This window comes from Hungatella sp. SL.1.14 (genome assembly GCF_024460495.1).
Classification (GTDB): Bacteria; Bacillota; Clostridia; order Lachnospirales; family Lachnospiraceae; genus Hungatella; species Hungatella hathewayi.
In genome coordinates, this window is sequence record NZ_JANFYJ010000045.1 from 1 (window position 1) to 25357 (window position 25357).

Consider the following 25357-nt stretch of genomic DNA (forward strand, 5'->3'; position numbering starts at 1 on the left):
GATGGGAACAGTGGGTTTTTTATTTTTTAACCATCTCCTATCGTCTGATTGTGGTGCTCTGCAAAGGCAGAACACCAAGTTTACATAATTCCATTTTTACGAGAACTTTCCTATTACACAAAAAAGCTCCGCCCCTGGCTAGGGACGAAGCTGAAGTTCGCGGTACCACCCTGATTCCCGCACAGAACGCGCAGGCACTCGGCATACGTAACGTGTATGAACGTCATGACCTACCCGCCGCCGCTTCATAGGACGGTTTCTGTCATGCTGCTTCAGTGGGAAATTCAAACGCTTATCTGAACTTAAGGGGGCTTTCAGCCGGTGACTCCCTCTCTCTGGAAGAAAATAAGGTTCTACTGACACCTTCACTGCATTTATCTGATAAAACTGAATTCATTTTATCCATTGCGGGGGGAAATGTCAAGTGGTTTGCGGATTTTTCTTTATAAAGTCGAACCGTTCAATGTACCGCTTCTTATGTGCATCAGCCGTTGCCACGCTGACTCCCCAGTATTTCGTAATGTCCTTTTGGTCCTCTCCTTCCGGTATAAAGATGCCGGAGGCCCGGTTCGGAAACGGTGCACACGGCTCGAAATGGATCCCGTCTTCACTGTAATAGAGATACTGTATCCCTTCCGGATCATTCCAGTTATCTCCATATATCCTTCCCTCTTCCTCCCTGTGCTTGAGTCCGGACAGCAGGCAGAGCCCCTCCTTATACGGCCATATGGAAAATGCATGACCACGGATGACCGGATTCCCTTCATATCTGTGATACGGGCCCGTGATTGTATCCGCCCAGGCCAGCCCCAGCATGGTTTTATCCCCGTCTGGTTCCGTCAAACGGCTTCCCTTAAAATAAACCAGCCATCTGTTCTGAAAGAATACCGCACTTATATCGTCAACAGCCTCGTCATCCCAGTTTCCCTCCTCTTCCCACTGGAGCACAGGCTCATTTCCCAGCCTTTCAAACGGTCCGTCCGGTGTATCGGCTGCGGCCAGGCCGCAGCACCTTCTCGTAGTCTTCCCCTCAGCGAAATCAGTTCCCACACCGGTATAAAACATATAAAATCTTCCTTTGTCATAAATCACATTGGCTGTCAGGACTCCCGCGCAGTCCCAGCCGCTTTCCGCCGGAAGCAGTGCATCTTTTCCCTCTTCCCAGCGAATGCCGTCTTTTGAAGTACAGCACATGATCTTACAATCGGCAAAATGATCATAGGGCCGCTCATTATCATGCTGTGTATACCACAAATAATACGTTCCCTGATCATACAGTATATTGGATGGATCGTGGTTATTATCTGAAGGCAGATTTACGGTCTCCACCGTCTTTCTCTCCACTTCCAGCAGTTCTTTCGGTAATTTCATCGTACACTTTTCCTTTCTTTTGCTCAGTCTTCATATTTCAAAATCCCAGCCTCTACTCCTTCCCTGTTCCCTCCACAATCCCATCAATCATCTGGTTATGAAAAATCAGGTAAAGAACCAGAATCGGCAGAGCGCTGAGTGCCGCCGCCGCAAGGAGCACGCCGTAATTGCCGTTCATGGAGACATCTCCAATCGACCTCAGCAAAGCTGTAACTGTCAGCTTTTCCTTTTTGGTCGTGATGATAATCGGCCACAGGAATTCATTCCAGGTATTCATAAAGGTCAGAATAGCCAGAGATACAATGGCCGGCTTCAGCATGGGAAAACCGATCCGAATCAGAATCTGATTTTCCGTGGCTCCCTCAATTCTGGCTGCCTCCATGGTTTCCTGCGGAACCGTACCGGAGGCAAACTGCCTCATCATAAAGATTCCAAATGCAGGTATCGCATTGGGTAAAATCATGGACCATAAGTGATTGACGCCTCCCAGCTGCTTTACCAGTAAGTACGTGGGGACCAGCCTCGTCTCCAGCGGTATCATCAAAGATGACAGCGTAATGATAAAAAGCACATTTTTAAACGGGAACTGATACTTTGCAAAGGTAAATCCTGCTGCTGTGCAGAAAAAACAGGCCAGTGCGGTTGTAGAGACTGCGACAATAACACTGTTCATCATATTGGTTACAAAGGGCCAGTTTGCAAACAGCATGCGGTACATCTTAAGCTGGAACCCGGCTGCCGGAAGAATCTTCGGAGACAGCGAGAATATTTCATAATCTTCCTTAAAGCTTCCCATAAACATCATCAGGAACGGAAAACAGGTGACAATGATCACGATCAGCAGCATCAACAGGGAAAACAGCTTTTTTAAAATATTTTCAGCCTTCTCTTTCTTCATTGTCACTCCTCCGTCCTTCCATAATAATTTTTTACAACAAAGACACTGAGTATTACGAGAAATGCAAACAGAACATACGTAATCGCCGCCGCATACCCCATTTTTGAGTATTCATATGCATTCTGGTACATGTAGTATACCAGCGTAGTGGATGAATTCATCGGACCTCCCTGAGTAAGCACCATCACATCGCCTACATTCTGGAAAATCCAGATGGTTGACATGAGCACGACGAAAAATATCTCCGGAACCATAAGCGGAAGTGTAATTTTAAAAAATTTCGTAAACGCTCCGGCTCCGTCAATGCTGGCGGCTTCCCCCACAGAGCCTGGAATCTTCTGCATTCCAGCCAGCAGAACCAGAGAGAAATAACCGGTCATTCGCCATATGTTCATAAATGCCACAGAGACTTTCGACAAAGCAGTGGTATCCAGCCAGCCGACAGGACCGATACCCAGGCAGCGTTCCAGCAGTACGTTAATCAGTCCTCCCTCTGTGGTGAGCAAAATCCGGAATATAATTGCTGCCACAGCGACGGCAGTGATATACGGCAAAAGGACAATCACCGAATACACTCGCTTGCCGGTCAGTCTGGAGGAATTCAGGACCGCGGCCAGAATCAGGGCCAGAAATGTACGCAGCGGAACGATATAGAGCCAGATTAAGACTGTATTCATCAACGACTTCCAGAATTTGTCATCCCGCAGCAGTTTTTCATAATTTTTAAATCCAATGTGGTCAGCGGCCGCCACCGTTCCCAGACCATCGAAATTGGTCAGGCTGATTAAAAAACCGCTGACGGCAGGATAAATATAAAAGACTGCAAACAGAATGAAAAAGGGTGCGATCCACAGATAACAGTGTTTGTATTTTTTCATTTCTTTTAATGTACTGGTCATTTCATCAGCCTCCAAACCGGTCAAACCTATCAGATGTCATTTAATTTCTCTTTCATGACCTCAACTGCAGTTTCTGGTGTGTATGCCCCGTTTAAGAACATCTCTCCAATAATCTCAGACAGCACATTGTTTATCTCGTTGCTTCTCTCATCCACGAACGGAATATCAGGATCCGTATTCAGGAGGATTTCTGCCAGCTCTGAAACTACAGGTTCTCCGCCAAACGCCTCCCAGCCGTTATCCCTGCTTGCCGCGATGGCGCGGATTCCTTCCATGCACCCGGTTGCATACTGCGCCATAACTCCGTCTTCGTTTACATTGGAAAACTTCTCGGCCGCATCTTTCGTAAGCGCCAGATAACGGACTACATCTTTTGCAGCCTCTAAGTGTTCCGTATTCTTATTGATCGCATAGTACTCCGTATTGTTGATATACGTCTCTCTCCCATCTTCCGCAAATTTCATCGGCTTTGCAATCGCCAGATGACCGTAACCGCCCTGGCCGTTAGGATCCACATTCGTCACATAGTAAGCTGCGTGTGCTGCGACGGATGGAAACGCGGCGATCTTACCTGCATTGAAAGCGGTCCAGTATGCTTCGCTGTTGCCCTGCTGGCTCGTATGCCAGATACCGGCGTCATAGCATTTTTTCATCAGTTCCAAAGCTTCTTTCCCCTTCTCCAGAGACACATTGCCCTCTGAATCGAGGACCTGGCCTCCCAGCATATAGATAAAATTCTGAAATACCTCGTTGCAGCCGCTGTCCGCCGGATCAAAGGCTCCTGCATAATAACCGTTTTCCTTCAACGCTACTGCCTGGTTAAAATAATCATCAAAGGTTTCGGGCACCGTCAGCCCCAGTTCATCATAAATATCCTGTCTGTACATAAATACATATTGGTTGGTCACCTGATTGGGAATTCCATATACTTTTCCATCCATGGTTACCGGATCCATAACCGGAAGAACCTCTCCCTCTGTAAACATATCTGAGAGATCCACCAGATACCCCGCCTTGGCAAACTGCGGCGCATAAAGATCATGTACAATCATAATATCCGGCGTACTTTCATCGTTGGACAGCTGAAGCTTCATTTTTGTCGGATATTCCCCATAGGAGTATTTTTCAAAATTGATCTTCACATTTGGATGTTCTGCCAAATAATCCCGGAGTACAATCTCTGCCACCGATACAAGATGGGCGCCTCCCATCATCGTGAGCTCGATTTCTCCCTCATTTTTTGCCTCAGCCCTGCTCGTCGCTGCTGCCGTTTCCCCATTTTTTGCTTCGTTGCTGTTTCCGCCGCATCCAGTCAGTGACATGCACCCCAATACTACAGCAATCCCCATTGCTAACCCTCGTTTTTTCATAAATGTGAAACCTCCTTATTTGGTATATTCTCTATATTTATCTTATTTTTTATCATTTCCAACCGCTCCGGATCCACTCTTCCCACCTGCTTTTCCATGGCATTGGCGATGCCGCAGGCCATGGAAAAGCGAAATATCTCTTCCATGCTCCAGCCCATTCTCAAGCCTATGGCAAATCCTGCCACCGTCGAATCTCCGCTTCCTATCGTGGAAGTCACCTCTACACTGGGGATTTTTGCTTCCCAGCAGCAATCCTTTCCAGCCAGGATTCCCCCCTCTGCCCCAAGGGAAACCAACACAAAGGCCACTCCATCCTGAACAAGCTGTAAAGCCAGCTTTCTGACTGCCGTTCGGTCAGACACCGGTTCCCGCCCAAACAGTTCAAATAATTCCTGAAGATTGGGCTTATAAAAATAATAACCGTCTTTTCTCAATTGTTCTACCGTAACGCTGTTTGTATCCAGAAAGCATCTGGCTTCCTTCCATCTGCACATTGCGCTGATTTCACTGTACAGGTCAGCCGGCGCGCCTTCAATCGTCATGCCGGAGCAGATCACAATATCGTCTCTCTGCAAATCCTCCCGAAGCCGGCACAGCAGCTGCTCCACCTGTCTCAGTTCTACAGTCGGCCCCTGTTCAACCAGTTCGGACTCCCTCCCCTGTTCCAGATCGATGATATTAATTGTCTCTCTCGTATTTCCGTTTATCTCGATCAGACAGGCATCAATCCCTTCCTTTTCCATATAGGCCCGGATCATCTTTCCGTTGCTGCCAGCGATAAATCCGTACAGCGTCACAGGCTCCCCGCACTGTTTGCATACTTTGGCCACATTGATCCCTTTCCCTCCTATGGATACCTCTCTCAACAGGTGAAAATATTTTTTCCCCGGTTCAAAGCCGTTAACATGATATGACCGGTCGATCACCGGGTTTAAACAAATCGCCCGTATCATTGCCTCACCCCCTCTTTCACCCAGTTGTGGCCGGAACTCCCTGTCACCTGACTCATCTTCCACATGACTTCTTTCTTCCATGCATTCTTTCCCTGTTTTAAATAGACACGGGGATCGTATTTATCAGGCTGTTCATTCAGAACTCTGCGCACCGCGCCGGTAAATGCAAGGAAATTGTCCACATCCATATTAGCCTTGCAAACTCCGTATTCTGCGGACCGGCGTATACTGCTCTCACTGCAGTTTTTCATCACCTCCACACGACCGCCCTGTTCATTTACAGCTTCAATCAGGTGCATGGGAAGAGAAGCTGCTCCGTGTAATACCAGTGGAAATCCCGGCAGTTCAGCCTGAATCCGTTCCAGAACCGCCATATGCAGAGGAAGATTTTCTGCCGCCTTTACTCCGCCGTGCGAGGTTCCCGCCGACACAGCCAGGCTGTCACAGCCAGTCAGCGCAACAAATCGCTTCGCCGCGCCCGGGTTTGTAAATTCCACGTGATCCGCAAAGACCTCGTCTTCAAATCCTGGCAAGCGTCCCAGCTCCGCTTCCACACAAACGCCCCTTGTATGGGCATACTCCACAACCTCTCCCGTAAACCGCACATTCTCCTCAAAGGAAAGATGGGATCCATCAAACATGACGCCACCCACACCTGCATCAACCGCCTGCATAGCCGCTTCTGCCGTCGGACAGTGGTCGTGATTGATTCCTACAGGAACGGATACTCCTGAAGCGGCAATCTTCATGACCTCTATAAACTGCCTGAAGTCCGGAACGTAGTTTCGTGCCCCCATAGACACCTGAAGTATCACAGGCGACTGCTCTTCCTCCGCCGCCTCCAGCACCGCACACAGACTGTCATAATTAAATACATTAAACGCTCCCACAATATATTGGCGTTTCATGGCATCCGCATACAGTCGATCCAATTGAACAATCATTATTTGCCTCCTTTTATAGAAAACGTTTTCTATCGATTTAAAAAAATAATGAGTTTCTACGGGAAGAAAAACCGGATTCAGCTGAATTCCGTCTGCTCCGTTCTTTCCTTCCCACGCTCCGGTCATACTCTATCTGCAGACATCTCTCAGACAAGGCTCCGAATTGAATGACCATGTTTTAATTTCAGAGGCAGTTCATAATGGCAGAACTCTTCATTTTGCCCTTTCAGCCTCATTAGGACCAGCTCTCCTGCCAGCTGTCCAATCTGAAATGGATCCTGAACCACAGATTCGATCCGCGGCTGAATCAGCTGGTGCATCGGCAGTTCCCCAAACGAGACAACCGATACGTCTTCCGGAATCCGGAGATTCAGTTCCTCCAAAGCCAGCATGGTGCCTTCTGTCATCACATTATTGGCACAGAATACTGCTGTTGGCTTTAATCCGTCCCCGTCAAAGATCTGCTTCACCCACTGTCTGGCATCATCACTTGTGAAACCACCTTTGCTGACCCATTCCTCTCTCAGAGGCAGTCCATGGGCCTGCATGGCCATCCGGACGCCCTCCAGTCGTTCCTTACCGGAACTGATATTCATCAATACGTTATTAACTGCAATCTCCCTGTGGCCTCTCTGTATCAGCGCTTCCACCAGCTGGTAAGAGGAATCCCGGTTGTCCTCCACTACAATATCCGCCTGAAGCCCCGGAACCTTACGGTCGATTGCAATAACCGGCGTTCCATTCGCGGCAATGTTGTTTAAACGGGAAGAACTGCTGTCGGAGGAAGCGATCACCAGTGCATCCACGCAGCGCTCCTCAAACATGGAGAGAATCTGGTGTTCCTTCTCCACGTTTCCGTCACTGCTCGCATAAATAATCTGATATCCCTGAGCAGAAACGACGTCTTCCAGCTTCCTTGCCGCTTTCATGAAGAAACGGTTCGAAATATCTGCCACCACCAGGCCTATAATACCGGTATTATTGCTCTTTAAGCTTCTGGCCACCAGGTTCGGCCTGTATCCCAGTTCCGATACTGCTCTCTCAATCTTTTCCCTGGCTTCCGCGCTCACCGGATAATTATTATTGAGTGCCCGCGACACGGTTGTTATGGACATCCCCGCATGGGCTGCCACTTCTTTTATCGTAACATTTTTCACATCGCACGCTCCTATAGAAAACGATTTCTATATTCATTATAAACAGCTTATCCCTGCCTGTCAATATCATTTTCCATTTATTTTTAATTTTTCAAATTCAGAGAACGTTACCCTAAACCTGCACTTCTTCCCCCGCCGGTTCTATCCTCCAGCTTTCCGCTTTAGAAAGACCAAGCAGTAAAATCAGATGAACCGGCACCCCAATAAAGATTCCCTCTGCAGGAAACGCCGGAATCAAATCCAGCGTCAAGGTAAGAACAGCGGTGATCCCCATACAGAGAGCCACCGTTTCAGACCGGAGTTCGCGTTTCGGAAACACCACGCTCAAAAGCACCGGCGGGAAAATCGAGGCGCCGTACATTCCGACAAAGAGCAGCATCACCGCGCAGACACTCTGGAAATAAAGCCCCAGGATTACCGCCAGGCCCCCCAGGACAACCACCACGCCACGGCTGATCAAAAGCCCCTGTCTCTCATCGGCATCCGGCCAGATTCGCGGAAGAATATCATTTGAAATGACGGAGGTTTCAGATACAAGCAGCGCGTTGCCGGTTGTCAGGAGAAGGCTGATAAAGGCTGCAATGCCAAGTCCTCTTAAGACCGGCGGAAGAAAAGCTTTCATCACCAGCGGCAAAAAGACCAGGCTCGATTCCCCCGGAAACAGAATCGGCATCGTCAGGGCAGCTCCCCACATGGGAACGGTAAAGAGAAATCCCAGCAGGCACGCGAACATCGTCTCTTTTACTACAGATTTCTCATCCTTTGCCGCAAAAATCCGCTGTGCAAAGGAAGGTTCACAGGAATACGCCAGCACCAGCGAGAGGAACGTGCCAATGACATACCCGGAGGGCGCTCCCTGAAACAGCGACATTTTAACCGGATCCGTGGCTGCCGCCACCGCCTTTAGTCCCCCCGCATTAGAAAAGGCCAGAATCGGAACAACGATCACACACATAATGGTAATAAAGATCTGCTGAATACTGTCTGTAATTGTGACGCTGGACAGACCGCCGCTGACCGAAAGCAGAATCATAATGATACCGCCCGCCACAATACCGGTTTGAAAAGAACACAGTCCCAGCAGGTGCGCCATCGTACCGCAGGCTACAAACTGCCCGGCGATCTGTCCCATCAGATAAACAACGCTGATCATGGAGGACGCTGCCTGCGCCTTTGCCCCAAACAGTCTGCGGATATAGGCCGGGTAGGTCAGCGCCCCCGATTTCCTCATCTTCCCCGCCATGAGAGCCATCACAAACCAGCCGACATTGGCTCCCAGCAGGATCGTGAGCGTCGTAAGGCCGAACTGGCCGATCATCTCCATGGCTCCCGATCCGGCAAATGCACCGAAAAAGGCAGCCAGGCAGGAGGCAATCATAACTAAAGGGCTGAGTGACTGACCGGCAGATGTAAAATCTTTTACGGTTTTCACCCGCCTGGATACAATGAAACCAATGGAAATAATAGCGGCGATATACAGAATCAGTACGGCAATATCGACAGGGCCTAATCCGGATGTAAGCATACTAACCTCTCTTTTTGTTAATCATGTTCAATTTTATTTGATGTATATGTTTAGTATTTTACTGTATGAAACTTAGAACGTCAATCATATTTTATTTGAATGCGCTTGCTTTTTGGGAGAACCTCCTTTACAATGAAAAGACAAGATACTTTCATTTTCAGAAAGGGAGACTGATTTTTATGAGATTTAAGAAAGCACCTGCAAAAAGGAAAAAGTATGATGTTGCCGATTCTGCGACAGCGCAGGCCATCTTTCTGGCTGCAAAAGAGTGTTTTATGGAAAAGGGATACAGCGGCGTAACCTTTCGGGAAATCGCAGAGAGAGCTGGCGTGGCCTCCAGTCTCATCTCCTACTATTATGATTCTAAAGAGAATCTGGCTGCGGAAGTGTGTTCCAGATTTCTGGATGAAGTGGCCGAAGAGCTGGGACAGACTGATTTTCATAATCTGGCCAGCGGCGAGCGTTTTTATATCACAGTCTATATGGAGTGGCTGAAGATCGACGAGGTTCCCGCCTATTCCCGCTTCTACTACAGTTATTATGAAAACTCTCTGGGACAGAAGGTTTTAAATGGTTCCAACTATCTCAAAATGGTAAATGACATCATCGAGGAGTACGGACTTTTAGTGAGCAGCGCGGAGAACACCATGTATATGATTGCAAACCGCGGCGCAACGAGAGAACTGATGCTGCACCACCATAAAGGGCAGTATGGCATTACGCGGGAGGACGTCATGGATATTACCACCTCCAATTACTTTTATAATCTGGGTCTTGATGACGAACAGATCTATTCCATCGTCACCAGGAGCAAGGAATTCCTGACAAATTACTATGGAAGCGACGCCTATCTTCGATAGCAGGACATTGGGCAGCCCCTTCCTTCAACCTTGTTATTCTTCATTCTCAGCCCGAAAAGCAGATTTTCTGCATTGGTGTCATACAATTTTATGAGTAAATTGCTTTCAACTCATAAAATTGCTTGACAGGCTGTATTTTTTTTGCTTATAATTGAATATGTTCAATAAAATAAATTATTTATGTTCAAGAAAGGGTGCTTGTATGAAAAAACTAGGTAAACGCTTCTGGCCGTTGGTATTTTACTCCATCGCCGCAAATGTGGGGAACGTTATCTTTTTCCCCGTAATGTTCTATGCCGCCTTCCAACAGGTATTTCATCTTACCAACACACAGATCGGAAGCCTGACTGCCGCTTATGCCAGCCTGGCAATTCCCGCCTATCTTGTCAGCGGCATCATTGCGGACAAATTTAATTCCAAGCTTCTGATGTCCATCGCCTGTATCAGCTCCACCGTGGTGGTCTTTATTATGGCGACCATTCCGCCGTACAGAGTTCTGCTGATATGCTTTTTCGTTTTGTCCATTACGCTGGGGCTTCTCTTCTGGTCTGCAACGGCAAAGCTTCGCCGTATGCTGGGCGACGCCAGCGAGCAGGGGACAATCAACGGGATCTACCAGTGCATCGACGGAATTCTTTCTCTCGGCCTGATGGTTGGTCTGGTTGCACTCTTAGGGGATAAGCTGGCAACTCCGGCCGGCATGCGCACCCTCTTTCTGGTATTCGGCATCATCTACGCAATCGGAACCGTTGGTTTTATCATCACCTACGACTACAAAAAATATGCCGCCACGTATGTGATCAGTACCGGTGAACCGGTAAGACTTAAGAATTATCTGGTCGGCCTTAAGATACCGGCCATGTGGATAACTGCACTGATGTCCTTCGGCGTATACATTACGTCCACCGCATTCAATTACATCAATCCCTATATGGTCTCCGAGTTTGCCATGAGTGCGGCATTTGCCTCCATTTTCGGCATCTTGCTTCGCTACGGCATCAAAATTGTAGCCGCTCCTTTAGGCGGTATGATCCGTGACAAGATCAATAACACCACAAGGATGATCGTTTCCCTTGGAATTCCCACCATCATTCTTGTCATTGTATTTATGTTCATCCCGAGAGGCGCAGCTTATACGGTTCCAGCCGTAATTGTCGCTCTCCTTCTCACCTGTACATACCGTTCGGTCAACAACTTATGTGAGATTCCGGTTGCCGAGCTGAAGGTACCTCTGGAGATTCTGGGCGTAGTCGGTGGTTTGTACTTATTCTTTGGCTACTGCTCCGACTGGTTCCTTCCGGCCCTGATCGGCCACTGGATGGATACGAAAGGCGGTAATGCCTACTATTACATTTTCAGCATTGCGGTAGTCGGCCTGTTCATCTTCGTATTAGCCTCCTTCTGGCTGAAGGCTGAGCTGAAAAAGCAGCGTGCAAAAGAGGCCGCCGATCCAGCGAAATCATAACAATTAAAGCAGGTTATAGAAAACATATAAAAAGGCAAACCAAAAGGAGGAGTAAAACATGATTCTCAAAAATTGTAAGCTGGTTCCAGAACTGACGGAAGCCAATGCTCCCGTTATGGCAGACGTGATCGTAAAGGGCAGTCTGATTGAGGCTGTCGTTCCCTGCGGCAGTGCTGATGCAGACGGCCACGAAGTGATTGACTTAGATGGAGCCACACTGCTGCCGGGGCTGATTGATGCCCATGTACATCTTTTTAACGGCAAGCGTTCCGGCGGTTTCACCCTGGGAGACCGGGATATGGCCCCCAGCCAGTGGGCCTATGATGCCTATGCCTTTGCCAAATGGTTTTTGGACAACGGGTATACTACGATCAGAGATGTCGGCGACGAATCCAATTACTGCGGAATCGCCACGAGAAATGCCATCCAGGAAGGCGTCGTGGTGGGACCAAGGGTATTCTGTTCCGGTATGACCATCGTCCCTTTGACGGCAGGATTTAACACGTTTGAGTTCATGTGTGCATTCTACGGCAATAAAGAAGAGATGCGCAGTCAGGCCAGAAATCAGTTCTATCACGGAGCAGATTTCTTAAAGCTTTACGGAACCGGCTCCATGCTGGTAGAAGACAGCATGCCCGGCAGACGGATCATGCTGGAGGATGAGATTTCCGAGGCCGTCGCCGTCGCCAGGTTAAGAGGCAGCTACTGTGCGGTTCACTGCCATGGCGCAGAGGCCTGCGATGTCATGGTCGATCTGGGTGTCCGTACGATCGAACACGCCAGCTTCATATCGGATGAAACCTGCAGGAAACTGGATGGACGCAAAGATGCCGGTCTCGTTCCCACCATCTCCTGCAGTCTGCCGGAGGCACAGGGAATCACCAGAGAAAGCGGCGCCGTTTACGACCGGTTTGAGAATATCAGCGCGGAACGAGACGCCTGTATCCGCAACGCCGGGGAAAATTATGACATTCTTATGGGCTGGGGAACAGACATGGATATCATGACCATGGAAAAAACTCCTTATATCGAGTGGAAGGCAAGAAAAGACCGTCTGGGTTTCTCCAATATAGACTTACTGAAACAGGCTACCATTAACAGCGCCATTTTGATGGGCGTCGATGATAAGATCGGCAGCATCGCTGCCGGCAAATTCGCAGATCTCATCGTTGTCAACGGTGACCCGGTCAATGATATCACTGCAATGTATCAGAAACCGGTTCATGTATTCAAGGATGGGGTCATGGTCCGCTGACAGACAGAGGCTCAGCTGTCAGATCGGCAGCAGACAAAAAGGATACGCCAGTCTTCCTGCAAACCGGAAGACTGGCGTATCCTTTTCTCCTGTTTCTTACTACTGTATCAGACACTGATTCTCATCAAACCCATCTGCATACATACTGTCTTTATAAATCTGATCCAGAGTTTCAAAGTGGAAGGTTCCTGCCTTTACCTTATAAAACTTCTTCTCCTCCGGAATATAGAATATCCCGTTTTTATCCACGTTAATGGCTGCGATCTGTTCTGTATCCGTCGAAAAGTAAATCTGGTACGTAGTTGCCTCATCCAGCTGTCCATTGGGAACTTCCTCGAGAGAAAACCCCGTAAATAAATCAGCCACCTCTTTAATCCTGTCTCTGTCCTCACTGAAGAACGAATAGCACACAGAGCCATAATAAATGGAAACTGCCTCCGATTTTTCAGCATCTACCGGTATACCCGAAAGCACCTCTCCGTCGGCTGGAACGGCACCTGTAACAGCCTGTACCTGTCCTGCCTCGTTTCCTGCAGCAGCTGTATCTCCGGAGCTGCCGCTGTCAGCCGTATCGATCTTCTGAAAGCCCGCTGCATTCTCCCTATTCGTGTCTGTTCCGGCGGATTCCGGTGCGCCTGCCGTGTCTGACCCGGCACCTGCCTCCGCTGTATCTGTCTCCGCTGCTCCAGCCGCCGCCGGTGCTTTCGCCGGAGCGCCGCAGGCAGTCACGGACAGCGCAACAGCCGATAAAAGTCCGATAAAAGCCGCGTAGTGTCCTGTTTTTTTCATTTGTGCAATCACCTCTGTTCTGTCTGATCCGATCACACGGCAAACTGGCTGTTATACAGTTCTGCATAGAAACCGTTCTTTTCAAGCAGGCTCTCATGAGTCCCCTGCTCGATTATATGGCCGTCCCGCATGACCAGAATTACATCTGCTTCCCTTATGGTTGAGAGACGGTGGGCCACAATAAAGCTGGTCCTGCCTTCCATCATCTTGGAAAACGCCTTTTGAATCCGTATCTCGGTTCTCGTATCAATGGAAGACGTGGCCTCGTCGAGAATCAGCATGGGCGGCAGACACAGCATGACCCGGGCAATGCACAGAAGCTGTTTCTGTCCCTGGGATAAATTGCTTCCGTCCTCGGAGATAACCGTATCATATCCGTCCTTCATTCGCTTGATAAAGCTGTGGGCATGGGCCTCCTTCGCCGCCCGGACCACTTCCTCCTCCGACGCTTCCGGCCTTCCATATGTGATATTATCACGAATCGTGCCGGATTTCAACCATGTTTCCTGGAGAACCATGCCGTAACTCGTTCTCAGGCTCTTTCTCGTGATCTTCCTCACATCGGTTCCGTCCACCCTGATGGAGCCGGAATCCACGTCGTAGAACCGCATGAGCAGGTTAATCACAGTACTCTTTCCGCAGCCGGTAGGCCCTACGATGGCAACCCGCTGTCCGGGCTTCACTTCCAGATTCATATTCTCGATCAGGGACACTTCCGGATCATAGGAGAAATTCACATTGTTCAGAGACACTTCCCCCTTTACCTCCGTCAGAACGGCGGCATCCGGCGCGTCCGGTATCTGAGGCTCCTCGTCAATCAGTTCAAAGACACGGGCCGCCGAGGCCAGCGCGTTCTGAAGCTCCGTCACCACACCGGATATCTCGTTAAACGGCTTCGTATACTGGTTTGCATAGCTTAAAAAGCTGGAAAGCTGACCTACTGTTAAATAGCCTGAAATGGCCGCAAACGCGCCGGCAATCCCCACGCAGGCATATACCAGGCTGTTGACAAAACGGGTCGCCGGGTTGGTGATGGAGGAGAAAAACGTAGCCTTAAGCCCCCACACTCTGAGGCGTTCATTGATTTCTTCAAACTGCGCCTGCGCCTCTTTCTCATGGCCAAATGCCAAAACCACCTTCTGGCTGCCAAGCATCTCTTCCACAAGGGAAGTGAGCTCTCCCCTCGTCTGTGACTGCTTCCGGAACATAGTATACGTCCTTCTGGCAATGAAGCTCGCCACAAACAGCGAAACCGGAGTAACCAGGATCACGACGACAGCAATGGCGGGATTGATCGTAAACATGAATATCAGTGTTCCTAAAATCGTAAGAACGCCTGTAAACAGCTGGGTAAAGCCCATGAGAAGCCCGTCGGAAAACTGGTCGATGTCAGCGATCAGACGGCTGATGATATCGCCGTGGGAATGGGAATCGATGTATTTTAACGGCAAACTCTCCATCTTTGCAAATGCCCGGACCCGGATATCCTTTACCACGCGGTACGTGATCGTATTGTTGATATGGCTCATAAGCCATTGGGCCACCGCGGTCACCGCTATAATCACGCCAATCTTTAAAAGAATTCTGCTCATCAGCGCAAAATCCACATTTCCGGGAGCAAGGATACAGTCTATTGCTTTACCGGTTAAAATCGGCACATAGAGAGTCAGTACAACCGTAACAAACGCACAGGCCAGAGAAGCCAGTACCCCCCATTTATACCGGCCTATGCTGGTGAGTATCCGGCGGATGGTGGTTTTATGCTTTTTCATATTCATTCTACTGCACCTCCTCTTTTGAAAGCTGCGACAGACAGATCTCCCGGTAAATCTCGCAGGTTTCATACAGTTCCTTATGAGTTCCGCATCCTGCCATAACGCCGTCATCCAGGACGACGATCTGATCCGCGTTTCGAACCGTGGTTGCACGCTGGGATACAATAAATACCGTCATGTCCTGTGTTCTCTCTTTCATAGCCTTTCGAAGCCTGGCATCCGTGGCAAAGTCCAGTGCTGACGCACTGTCGTCCATAATCAGGATCTCCGGCTTTCTGACCAGTGCTCTGGCTATGGTGAGACGCTGTCTCTGACCGCCTGATAAGTTTTTCCCTCCTGCCTGAATATAGAGTTCCAGGCCCTCGTCCTTTTCCTCCACGAACTCAAAAGCCTGAGCAGTCTTAAGCGCTTCATATATTTCCCCGTCTGATGCATGTTTCTTGCCCCACTGCATATTTTCCCGAAGTGTCCCATGGAACAGCACCGCCTTCTGCGGGACGACGCCAGTCTTGCCTCGCAGCTGATCCAGCGGATACTCCCGGACATCGTGGCCGTCCACATACACTCCGCCCTCCGTCACATCGTAAAAACGGGGAATTAAATTGACCAGTGTCGATTTACCGGAACCGGTACCGCCAATAATTCCCACGGTCTGTCCCCGCTTCACAGTAAATGAAATGCCGCTCAATGCCGGTTCTCTCGCTCCGTCATAGGTAAAGCTCATATCCCGAAACTCCACTGCCGGAGCGTCCTCTCCGGCCTCCAGACACGTATGATTCTTCTCCGTGATTCCCGGCTTCTGCTCGAACACGGCGCTGATCCGGTTCGCACAGGCCAGCGCTTTGGAGATGGTGATGATTAAGTTGGCCAGCTTCACCAGTTCCACCAGGATCTGGGACATGTAATTCACCAGTGCCACCACCTCTCCCTGCGTGATTGCACCGCGGTTGACCTCCCTTGCTCCGGTCTGGATGAGCACAATGATCCCCAGATTGATGATCACATAGGTAAGAGGATTAAGCAGAGAGGAAATCTTGCCGACAAATACCTGGATCGTAACCAGTTTCCCGTTTTCTCCATCGAAGCGGCGGCTCTCATCCTCCTGCCGGTTAAAAGCCCGTATGACGCGGACTCCGCTTAAATTTTCCCGGGCAGTCAGAAGCACACGGTCCAGCTGTCTCTGAACCTTTTTATAGAGAGGCATGCTGATCAGCATGATGCCGAACACGACAAGGGAAAGGACCGGTATCACAACAACAAAAATCAGGGCTGCCTTCACATCAATGGTAAATGCCATGGCCATGGCTCCGAACACGATAAACGGAGACCGCAAAAAGAGGCGTAAAAATAAATTAACCCCTGACTGTACCTGATTCGCGTCGCTCGTCATGCGGGTAATCAGTGTGGCCGTCCCCTCTTTGTCAAGCTCCGCATAGGAAAGGCTGCCGATATGGGCAAATAAATCATTACGCAGCGCCGTTCCAAATCCCGCCGCAGCTTTCGCCGCAAAATACTGGGCTGTGATCGAACAGATCAGACCGACAACGCCCAGCAGCACCAGAATCCCTCCCATTTTCAAGATGTAGGGGAGATCCTGGGTCCTGATTCCGACATCGATTACCTTTGCCATCACAAGAGGCACCATCAGCTCAAAGCTGGCCTCCAGAAGCTTAAATAACGGCCCTAAGAAGCTTTCCAGCCGGTATTCTCTTAAGTATTTCAGGAGTTTTTTCATTTATCCTTCCTCCGGATTCATATATTTTAAGAATAATTCATTGTAATATTATATCATTCTGGTATAATATTACAAGTATCAATGATATAAAAATAATTTATAGAAGGGGTAAGTTCCATGGGACAGATGAATTCAAGGCAGCTGTATTATTTTACAGTCATTGCGGAAACAGGAAGTTTTACGGCGGCGGCAAAGAAGCTGGGGCTGTCACAGCCGCCGCTCAGCAAGCAGATTATGATGCTAGAGGAAGATTTAGGCGTGCGTCTTCTGAACCGCGGTGCCAGAAAAGCCGAGCTGACCGAGGCAGGCGCCTATCTCTATTCCCGGGCCAGGGATATCCTTTCCATGATGGATACGGCCGCCAGCGAGCTTCAGAATTTCCCTTCCTCAGCGAAGGGAATCCTAAAGCTTGGAACGATCTCCTCCTCCGGAGACTATCTGGCAGACCGCGTCCTTCCGGGCTTCTGCCGCCTTCATCCGAATGTCCGCTTCGAAATTTCCGAGGGGAACACCTATGAGCTTCTGGAGAAGCTGAAAAACGGCATCATCGAATGCGCCGTTGTCCGCACACCGTTCAATACGGAGGGCTTACACTGCGTCTTTGGAACAGAGGAGCCGCTTACGGCAGTCGGAGTATCCTCCTGGTTCGATGCGCTTCCGGACGGCAGCATCCGCCTTACGGATCTGGCCGGAAAACCTCTCATCTATTATCGGCGCTTTGACGCCATCATATCCATGGCATTCCAGAACATCGGCGCAGCGCCCGATATCTTCTGCCGCAACGACGATGCCAGAACGTGTCTTCAGTGGGCCGGCGCCGGCCTGGGCGTGGCCCTGGTACCGGAATCCATCAGCAGTATGAAGCCGGCAGAAGGTCTGACGGTCCGGATCATCGATTCCCCGGAAACCGTCACCCGAATGACTGCCATATACAAAAAAAATGGCTATGTATCAAACATAGCCAAAGAATTTGTGAATTATTTTGATGTGACAGGTACTCAATAATCTCCCTTATCCTCATTCAGTTTCACAGCCTTTCCAAACACGAAAAAGCCAATGAGGAACATCACGGCCAGAATTGCAACGCCGCCGTTGCTCTTCCCCGTGATCTGGGCGAACAATCCCATCAGTGCCGTTCCCATGAAAGAGGCGCCCTTTCCACAAATGTCGAAGATGCCAAAAAATTCTCCTGATTTCTCAGGTGGAATAATTCTGGCAAAATACGACCGCGACAGCGCCTGAATCGCGCCCTGGAACATCCCAACACATACGGCCAGTACCCAGAACTCATACTGTTTATCCAGCTGAATCGCATAGAGTGCGATACACAGATATGCCAGAATACAAAGGCGGATCAGCTTTTCCGTCCTGTACTTCTTAGCCGCCTTTCCAAATAACAGGGCAAACGGGAACGCCACGATCTGGGTTAACAGAAGGGCCAGAAGCAGTCCCTGGGAGTCGAGTCCCAAAGAACTTCCGTAGGCTGTGGCCATCTCAATAATCGTGTAGACACCGTCAATATAGAAGAAATACGCAATCATGAAGACAAAGATTTTCTTATGGTTCTTTAAATCAAGAAGTGTTTGCCCCAGGCGGCGCAGACTCTCCGTCACCACTCCGCGCTCCGTCTCCGTACGGTTCGTATAGTGAACCTGTCTGTAATGGCGGAGCAGAGGCACTGTCACCAGGAACCACCACAGGGCATTGATGATAAGTGCTATCACCATGGCGGTTACCATGGTAATACCAATCTTTTCATAAAACAGTACGAACACAAGGCTGAATACAAACGGCACACAGCTTCCAATATATCCCCATGCAAAGCCGTGGGAAGAAACCGCATCCATGCGCTCCGGCGTCGTAATGTCCGGCAGCATGGAGTCATAAAACACCAGGCTCGCGGAGTAGCCAACCTTTGCAATGACAAATACCACCAAAAATACAATCCAGGATTTCGGTATGGCAAGCGCGGCACATCCCACAACGCCCACCAGCATACAGATCGTAAATATAGGTTTCTTATAGCCCTTCGTGTCGGCAATGGCTCCGCAGACCGGACCGATGAAAGCCACCAGCAGCGTGGCCACAGAGGCCGCATACCCCCAGTAGGCCAGATAATCCACCTCGGAAATACCGGCCAGTCCCGCCAGATAATTAAAGTAAATAGGCAGAATAGTCGTTGCCAGCAATACGAATGCGGAATTTCCCACGTCATACAGAATCCAGTCTATCTCCATTTTTGTAAGCTTTTCTTTTTTCTCCTGTTCCATGTAAGGTTTCCTTTCGCTTTCTCTCTTCTCACTGCAAAAAATCAAACAGGCTCATCTGACTGCTTTCATAATTCTTCTTATACCCGTGAATAATATCCTTCATACGGTACAGTATCCCGTATTTTTCACACTCTGCCGCAAAGATGGCCCAGAGCCGTTTTGCCGCCGGACTCCGGCATTCGTAGCGTTCTCCGTACCGTTTTCTGTATTCCGCAGCCAGCTTCCGTTCCGGAAACAGCTGATCCAGCTTATCGTAGTACCACTCTCTCTGATTATCGCGGAGCGTCACCCCAAAAGCTGCATAGATGAAGGAGGCTCCCGCCTCATGAGCCTTTCTCACGACAGCCCGAATATTTTCCGGACTGTCTTCCAGAAACGGGAGGACCGGCATCAGCAGGATTCCGGTAAACAGCCCTCTGCCGCTTAAATAATCAATCAGTTCAAACCGCTCCGTTGAGGACGGCACGCCGGGTTCAATCTTCCCCGCCAGTTCGTCATCCGCAGTCGTCACCGTCACCTTCAGGATCACTGGCGAATGCTCCTTTATGCTCTCTAAAATATCCGCATCCCTTTTTAACAGGGTGCTCTTCGTCGCAATCCCCGCGCCGAAGCCGAAAGCGTCCACCAGTTCGAGAGCGTGTCTCGTCAGTTCCAGTTCCTTTTCAAACGGATTATAGGGATCACTCATGGCTCCGGTGCCCACCACTCCGGTCTTCACCTTCCGCCGCAGATCATCCCGGACGATCCGAAGGGCGTCTTCCTTGGCCCGTACCGTGTCAAACCGCTCGATCCGGTAACAGGAGGAACGGCTGTCGCAGTATATGCAGCCATGGCAGCACCCTTTATAAATATTCATATTATAATCGATGCCGAACCATTCGGAGCTCTTCGTCTTCGTTACAATGGTTTTTGCAGGTATATATTCCATAGGAGCTCCTTTTCTGATTGCTTCCATTAGTACCATTCTATCAAATGCCGCAATGTTGGGCAACTCATTTTCGAAAGAATTACTTTGTTTTTCAAAATAATTGGTTTGTTAGCGGGAAGCACTTAGGCAAAGTACAGCCCTTATATAACAGTTCAGCCTTCACTTCCGGCTGCCGCTGTCTGGCCCGGGCTTTCGTTTCCCGGATCTTTCCTGTGACTTTGCAGGGTAGCGGAGAGTCCCCCTCATGGTCATTCGTCGGAGTGTTTAGCAGTTCTTAATGCGCAGAATTTTTCGTTCAGGGGAAATCCCCACCTGGCTGAGCGAAGCGAGTTTGGGGATTTTCACTGGCTTTTAGAAAAATACTGCACATTTAGAAATGCTTATGCCCGAAACCGGAACTGGAAAGATCCGGGAAACGAAAGCCCGGGCCAGACAGCGGCAGCCGGAAGTGAAGGCTGAACTGTTACGCCCTTATTTGAAAATCTGGGGTCACGCTTGATATTTTTTTACGGGCATGGTAATATTTTAGTTATATCATTAACTAAAAGGGGATATCATGATTGGATTAATACTGCGAGGCAAACAGATTTATGACAAATTCAGCAGGGATGAAATGACGGTTTATGCGGCCCAGGCGTCTTTTTTTACCATCATCGCGGCCTTTCCGTTCATCATGCTGCTGATGGCCATGATCCAGTTGATACCAACGATAACAAAGTCCAACTTGCTGATGGTCATTACAAATATCGTACCAGCCAACCTAAAGAGCCTGGTCTTTGGCATCGTCGAAAATATCTACACCAACTCTCCCGCCACTGTCTTATCCGTTACGGCAATCGCCGCCATCTGGTCGGCCTCCCGCGGTATGCTGAGCATAGAGCGCGGACTGAACCGGGTCTTCGGGAAACAGAAAAAAAGAAATTATGTGGTGACGCGGATGATATGCGCCGGTTATACGATTGTGTTTATGCTTATCTGTATCTTGACACTGGTACTTCTGGTTCTTGGAAGTTCGATTCAGGGATTTGTTGAACACCATTTTCCGGTTATCGCAGAGATTACCCATTACGTCATCAGCTTTCGAACCGTGCTCTTACTGATCCTGACAATCTGCTTCACCTTTCTCTATACGTATGTACCGGAAAAGAAGCAGCATTTCAAAAAGCAGCTGCCCGGCGCTGTTTTTTCGACACTGGGCTGGATTGCATTTTCGTTTGCATTTTCTATTTACTTTAATAATTTTAGTAATTTCTCCGTTATGTATGGCAGCCTTACGGCGATTGTGCTGTTGATGCTGTGGCTGTATGTGTGTATTTGTATTTTGTTTCTGGGAGCGGAGATTAATTATTTTTATTCTGGGGATTGGAAGGAAATAAAGAAGACCGGTGGATGGTGATCTGCCGGTCTTTTTCAGTGTTCTATGTGTTCTGTTATTACATTTGCGACTTAAAAATTCCCACAGTATCTTAATACGCTTAATCAAAGATAAACAGCGCTTCAATGGGGGCTTCTACAGCTTTTGATATATCTATAGCCAGTTTTAGAGAGGGATTATATTTACCTGCCTCCAGCCTCATGATGGTTTCCCGCCTTACACCGGTTATCTGTGCCAGCTGCTCCTGGGTCATCTCCTTTTGCAGTCTGTATTTTTTTAAATTACATGTAAATTCTGCCATGATCTCCTACTCCTCGTTTTCGAAGCGGTATAGCAAATACTCCTGAAGAAACAGCGAAAGGCCGAATGCGAATCCGATGATCGCAAGAAGCAGTTTCAGCATACCATAAGAATCATGGATCCGAAACAGGGAGAGTGCTAAAATGGCTGCCATAATAATCAACGTCAGAGACACTCTGTTGGCGATCGCCGCTGCACGGTTAACGTTAGCCTCATACCGCTCGTCAATCATAATTCCCGACATCTTTCCCTCGTAATAAAAACCAAAAAATCCGAAGAAGCAGAAAAATATCAGTGGAAAGGGTACATCTAAGACTCCACTCTCTCCAAAAAACTGCGGGACGAATCCGAGAAATCCAAAGAGGCCGAAGAAGCCGAGCAGTCCAAGTTTCGGGCTGATTTTTCTGGTGTACTGTGGTTTTTGTTTTATAGAATCTTGTTTATGCATGGTAGCTCCTCTCAGTGATATATTTATCTCTTTTCAAGACAAATATATCACTTTTTGAGAGGACTGTCAATTCTTGTTTTCTCTAGGCAGGGATTTCGCTTTTAGTTTTTGTATTTATGCAAAATCACTCCAACACGATCTGACCTCTCTTTTTTGAGAATAGTGTCCTCTCCCATTTCAAAATGCCGTAAAATCCTCCTGCTTGAGTCTTACTGTAAGCGCCGAGTGTTAGGGTATCCCAACACAAGCACCCTAGCATCAATACTTGATGTCAGCGTGGCGAGCGTTTTACTCTGATTTTTGTAACATTCTATCCCGGCCTTTTCACTACACGACGCAAGATCTTTTAGTTCTGCATCGGTTGTGTCCGTTCCAGAGCAGCTGTCGAGCAGGTATTTCAGGTAGTTATACGGGGGAAGCCGTGGGCTTTGGCCATCTCTACCATAGTATAAACTACAATACTCGCATTTGCACCTTCCTGGCTGTCATTGAACAGCCAGTTCTTACGGCCCAATGTCACCGGGCGGAGGGAATTCTCCAATGGATTGTTACTCAAGCTGCAGCGTCCGTCTTCGAGGTAAGTCATCAAAGTGTCTTTTCGGTTTCGGATATATATCACTGCCAGGTCCTTGCGGCCCCCTTTTCTGGATTCTGGCCATCGAGCCAGCGTATGAAGTGCTCTGTGTAATCCTTGCTTTTTCACAGAATTCTACAAAGTCCCTGGATGTATACTGGCTCCCCTGGTCACTATGTAGAATTAAGGTACTTTTGATGCCCGTCTGGGATTTAAGTGCTTTCGCCACAGTTCGCACGGCGAGATCCGCTGTGATATTCTTATCCGTGATGCTTGCGACCACAGTGCGATCATAGAGATCAATGACAGAGAAGTTATAGCATTTGGTCCCATCGCTAAAAACAAATAGGTGAAATCAGTACACCATTTCTGGTTGAGGTCAGGAGCATGGAATTCCTGATGTACAAGATTTTCAAACATTTTGTATGCTGTCCCTTTTCTGTAATCCGTTTTTATACGACGGACAACCGAAGTCAGCCCGAGTTCTTTGTTCATATATTTATGGACGGTCAGGGTACTCAGGCGGATGCCCTTGCGTTCCAAATAGATTTTTATAGTTCGATAACCATCGACACTGCCGTGTTCATAGTAGATCGTTTGAATCTGCTCCTATACCTTCTGTTTTGGGGCATAGGAATCCGCCTTCCACTCTTTCAGGAAGTTGTAATATGCATTGGGAGCGATGCCTATACGACGCAGAAGCCATCGTACTCCAAATATTTTGTGATATTTTTGAATGAACCGATAAGCCTCTAATCGATCTCCTTTACAAAGAATGCCGTCGCTTTTTTAAGAAAAGAACCTCTTTTCCGCCTCTTCAAGTTCTTTGCGTAGCTAGAGATTTTCTTTCATCATTTCCATCTTATTCGTAGCTTCTGGATGCAACTGGGCTTTGGCTTGGCATTCTTCACTAACTTCACTGCACCACTTGGAGATGCTTGCTTTTGATACACCCTATTTATCTGTGATACTTTTGTAGGTTCGTTCCTGTTCGATATGGAGATGAACAATTTTCTTTTTGGATTCTGGTTCGTAACTTTGTGGCATGATATTTCCTCTTTTCTGCTTGAGATTATTGTATCTTAGTAAGCGCCAAGTGTTAAGGTATCCCAACACGACCGCCCTGGCATCAATATTTGATGTCAGGGTAGTGAGCGTTTTACTCTGATTTTTTGTTACATTCTATCCTGGCCTTCTCACTCCACGGTGCAAGATCTTTGAACTCTGCATCGCTGGTGTCCGTTCCAGGGCGGCTGTCGAGCAGGTATTTTAGATAGTTGTATGGGTGAAGCCCGTGGGCTTTTGCCATCTCTGCCATGGTATAAACTATCATACTCGCATTTGCACCATCCTGGCTGTCACTGAACAGCCAGTTCTTACGGCCCAATGTCACCGGGCGGAGGGAATTCTCACTGGCGTTGTTACTCAGGCTGCAGCGTCCGTCTTCGAGGTAAATCATCAAAGTGTCTTATCGATTTTGGATATAGGTTACTGCCCGATCCATGCGGCTCCACTTTTCTGGATGCTGCCCATCGAGCCAGCGCATGAAACATTCCACAACCGGCTTTGCCTCCTTCTGGCGGCGTTTGTACACCTGTGCATAGGACAGTCCTTTTGCCTTATAGCTTCGTTCGTATTCAAACAGCTTGTTACAGTAAAGAACTCCCTGTACTGCCGGATGACTGTAGTCTTTCTCTTGGCCGCTCGGGATGGCTTCCATCAGGTATCTCCGTATGTGTGCGTAACAGCAGCAGCGGCGTATCTTCTTCAACCGGTTATAACCACTGTAACCATCCACCATAACATAGGAACCTTCATCGATCCCATCCAGAAAGTCCGCTGCATTTCCCCCGGCTCTGGTTTCTGTATAATGATACAGGATAATGGGAGGAAGCCGGTCCTCTCCGGAACGCATCAGCCAGATATAAGACTTGTTCTGTGGCCGCCGGCCAGGTTCTTTCAGGACCTGGATCGGTGTTTCATCAGCCATCAGGAAGTGCCTCTTTAACAGTTCCGGATGAAAGTAATCATATATGGGCTTCAGATAGTTCTGGGAGCAGGTGATGATCCAATTCGCCATGGTCGTTCTGCTGATACTGACTCCAAGAAGTTCAAATCCCTTCTCCTGCCGGTACAGAGGAAGCGCATCTGCATACTTTTCATACATGATATGTGATACCAGGGATGCAGAAGCATATCCGCCTGGGATAAGTGCCGGGCTCCCTTCGTCTTTCATGAACCGCGGATCCTCCGTGTCTTTACAGGCTGGACACCCATAAGTGGCGGCAATGTACACGATACGCTCCAGTTTTGCCCTGGTATAACGGAGTTCTGTCCGTATCTCTTCATGGCCGATCGGGATCATGCCGGCTCCGCACTCAGGGCACTGCTTCTCTTCTTCGGACAACGTATTTACTTCTTCATAGTGGATTGGAAGATTTGCGAACATCTCATCATAGTCCGCTT

At 48.7% G+C, this 25357-nt stretch carries 22 protein-coding genes, 2 pseudogenes and 1 other annotated feature; of the genes and pseudogenes, 5 read left to right on the forward strand and 19 right to left on the reverse strand.

Annotation, left to right across the window (positions count from 1 at the left end):
- Positions 1-137: 137 nt before the first annotated feature.
- Positions 138-378 (reverse strand) — a binding site (T-box leader).
- 42 nt (positions 379-420) lie between these two features.
- The 8 genes from NE473_RS28425 to NE473_RS28460 form a co-directional block, all read right to left on the reverse strand.
- The gene (locus NE473_RS28425; protein ID WP_055651892.1) at positions 421-1371 is read right to left on the reverse strand and encodes a family 43 glycosylhydrolase; all 951 of its coding nucleotides are present in this window, start codon (positions 1369-1371) and stop codon (positions 421-423) included.
- 52 nt (positions 1372-1423) lie between these two features.
- On the reverse strand, positions 1424-2269 hold the full coding sequence (locus tag NE473_RS28430; protein ID WP_006777466.1) for a carbohydrate ABC transporter permease: 846 nt from the start codon (positions 2267-2269) through the stop codon (positions 1424-1426).
- Positions 2270-2271: 2 nt separating this feature from the next.
- Positions 2272-3168 carry a carbohydrate ABC transporter permease gene (locus NE473_RS28435; RefSeq protein WP_039894016.1) on the reverse strand — a complete coding sequence of 299 codons (897 nt, stop codon included), beginning with the start codon at positions 3166-3168 and terminating at the stop codon, positions 2272-2274.
- A 29-nt stretch (positions 3169-3197) separates the two neighbouring features.
- Positions 3198-4538 (reverse strand): ABC transporter substrate-binding protein, encoded by a 1341-nt coding sequence (locus NE473_RS28440; RefSeq protein ID WP_055651891.1) that lies wholly within the window; start codon positions 4536-4538, stop codon positions 3198-3200.
- Entirely contained in the window at positions 4535-5491 is a 957-nt protein-coding gene (locus NE473_RS28445) for a 1-phosphofructokinase family hexose kinase (RefSeq protein ID WP_055651890.1), read from the reverse strand. Before NE473_RS28445 ends, NE473_RS28440 begins: the two co-directional genes overlap by 4 nt.
- A complete protein-coding gene (locus NE473_RS28450) occupies positions 5488-6435 on the reverse strand; it encodes a class II fructose-bisphosphate aldolase (RefSeq protein ID WP_070102845.1) in 948 nt (315 codons plus the stop codon). The genes NE473_RS28445 and NE473_RS28450 overlap by 4 nt, the downstream gene beginning before the upstream one ends.
- 146 nt (positions 6436-6581) lie before the next feature.
- The gene (locus NE473_RS28455) at positions 6582-7592 is read right to left on the reverse strand and encodes a LacI family DNA-binding transcriptional regulator (RefSeq protein WP_055651888.1); all 1011 of its coding nucleotides are present in this window, start codon (positions 7590-7592) and stop codon (positions 6582-6584) included.
- Between the two features lie 112 nt (positions 7593-7704).
- Entirely contained in the window at positions 7705-9117 is a 1413-nt protein-coding gene (locus tag NE473_RS28460) for a sodium:solute symporter family protein (RefSeq protein WP_256265467.1), read from the reverse strand.
- A 179-nt stretch (positions 9118-9296) separates the two neighbouring features.
- Between NE473_RS28460 and NE473_RS28465 the strand changes: the two genes are divergently transcribed.
- The 3 genes from NE473_RS28465 to NE473_RS28475 all read left to right on the forward strand — a co-directional run bounded on the left by NE473_RS28465 (position 9297) and on the right by NE473_RS28475 (position 12697).
- A complete protein-coding gene (locus NE473_RS28465) occupies positions 9297-9977 on the forward strand; it encodes a TetR/AcrR family transcriptional regulator (protein WP_055651886.1) in 681 nt (226 codons plus the stop codon).
- A gap of 202 nt (positions 9978-10179) precedes the next feature.
- Entirely contained in the window at positions 10180-11442 is a 1263-nt protein-coding gene (locus NE473_RS28470) for an MFS transporter (protein ID WP_006777198.1), read from the forward strand.
- A gap of 58 nt (positions 11443-11500) precedes the next feature.
- Complete coding sequence (locus NE473_RS28475; protein ID WP_055651885.1) at positions 11501-12697, forward strand: amidohydrolase family protein; 1197 nt, start codon at positions 11501-11503, stop codon at positions 12695-12697.
- Between the two features lie 99 nt (positions 12698-12796).
- Here NE473_RS28475 and NE473_RS28480 read toward each other — a convergent pair whose 3' ends face one another.
- The 3 genes from NE473_RS28480 to NE473_RS28490 are packed head-to-tail and all read right to left on the reverse strand — an operon-like array spanning position 12797 to position 16996.
- Positions 12797-13486 carry a hypothetical protein gene (locus tag NE473_RS28480; protein WP_022031834.1) on the reverse strand — a complete coding sequence of 230 codons (690 nt, stop codon included), beginning with the start codon at positions 13484-13486 and terminating at the stop codon, positions 12797-12799.
- A gap of 32 nt (positions 13487-13518) precedes the next feature.
- Complete coding sequence (locus NE473_RS28485; protein WP_055651884.1) at positions 13519-15264, reverse strand: ABC transporter ATP-binding protein; 1746 nt, start codon at positions 15262-15264, stop codon at positions 13519-13521.
- 1 nt (position 15265) lies between these two features.
- Complete coding sequence (locus NE473_RS28490) at positions 15266-16996, reverse strand: ABC transporter ATP-binding protein (RefSeq protein ID WP_155560984.1); 1731 nt, start codon at positions 16994-16996, stop codon at positions 15266-15268.
- Positions 16997-17113: 117 nt separating this feature from the next.
- Here NE473_RS28490 and NE473_RS28495 point away from each other — a divergent pair, with 117 nt between their 5' ends.
- A complete protein-coding gene (locus NE473_RS28495; protein WP_055651882.1) occupies positions 17114-18001 on the forward strand; it encodes a LysR family transcriptional regulator in 888 nt (295 codons plus the stop codon).
- Here the strand turns inward: NE473_RS28495 and NE473_RS28500 are convergent.
- Positions 17995-19266 (reverse strand): MFS transporter, encoded by a 1272-nt coding sequence (locus NE473_RS28500; RefSeq protein WP_006777238.1) that lies wholly within the window; start codon positions 19264-19266, stop codon positions 17995-17997. The genes NE473_RS28495 and NE473_RS28500 overlap by 7 nt on opposite strands.
- A gap of 28 nt (positions 19267-19294) precedes the next feature.
- A complete protein-coding gene (locus NE473_RS28505; protein ID WP_022031830.1) occupies positions 19295-20194 on the reverse strand; it encodes an SPL family radical SAM protein in 900 nt (299 codons plus the stop codon).
- Positions 20195-20750: 556 nt separating this feature from the next.
- On the opposite strand from NE473_RS28505, the gene NE473_RS28510 reads away from it, so the two are divergent.
- Positions 20751-21590, forward strand: coding sequence for a YihY/virulence factor BrkB family protein (locus NE473_RS28510; RefSeq protein ID WP_055651881.1), 840 nt, complete (start codon positions 20751-20753; stop codon positions 21588-21590).
- 79 nt (positions 21591-21669) lie between these two features.
- On the opposite strand, the gene NE473_RS28515 is transcribed toward NE473_RS28510, so the two are convergent.
- The 6 genes and pseudogenes from NE473_RS28515 to tnpC all read right to left on the reverse strand — a co-directional run.
- Complete coding sequence (locus NE473_RS28515; RefSeq protein WP_006777234.1) at positions 21670-21870, reverse strand: helix-turn-helix transcriptional regulator; 201 nt, start codon at positions 21868-21870, stop codon at positions 21670-21672.
- Positions 21871-21876: 6 nt separating this feature from the next.
- Positions 21877-22317 (reverse strand): DUF3796 domain-containing protein, encoded by a 441-nt coding sequence (locus NE473_RS28520; RefSeq protein ID WP_055651880.1) that lies wholly within the window; start codon positions 22315-22317, stop codon positions 21877-21879.
- 397 nt (positions 22318-22714) lie between these two features.
- Complete coding sequence (locus tag NE473_RS28525; protein ID WP_418549747.1) at positions 22715-22984, reverse strand: IS66 family transposase; 270 nt, start codon at positions 22982-22984, stop codon at positions 22715-22717.
- Positions 22866-23219, reverse strand: a pseudogene (locus NE473_RS33250) (DDE-type integrase/transposase/recombinase); the annotation flags it as partial. The pseudogene NE473_RS33250 and the gene NE473_RS28525, both read right to left, overlap by 119 nt.
- Positions 23220-24050: 831 nt before the next feature.
- Positions 24051-24224: a transposase domain-containing protein gene (locus NE473_RS28535; protein ID WP_341474592.1), complete on the reverse strand. Its 174-nt coding sequence runs from the start codon at positions 24222-24224 to the stop codon at positions 24051-24053.
- A 66-nt stretch (positions 24225-24290) separates the two neighbouring features.
- A pseudogene (gene tnpC, locus NE473_RS28540) lies at positions 24291-25340 on the reverse strand (IS66 family transposase); the annotation flags it as partial.
- Between the last annotated feature and the right edge of the window lie 17 nt (positions 25341-25357).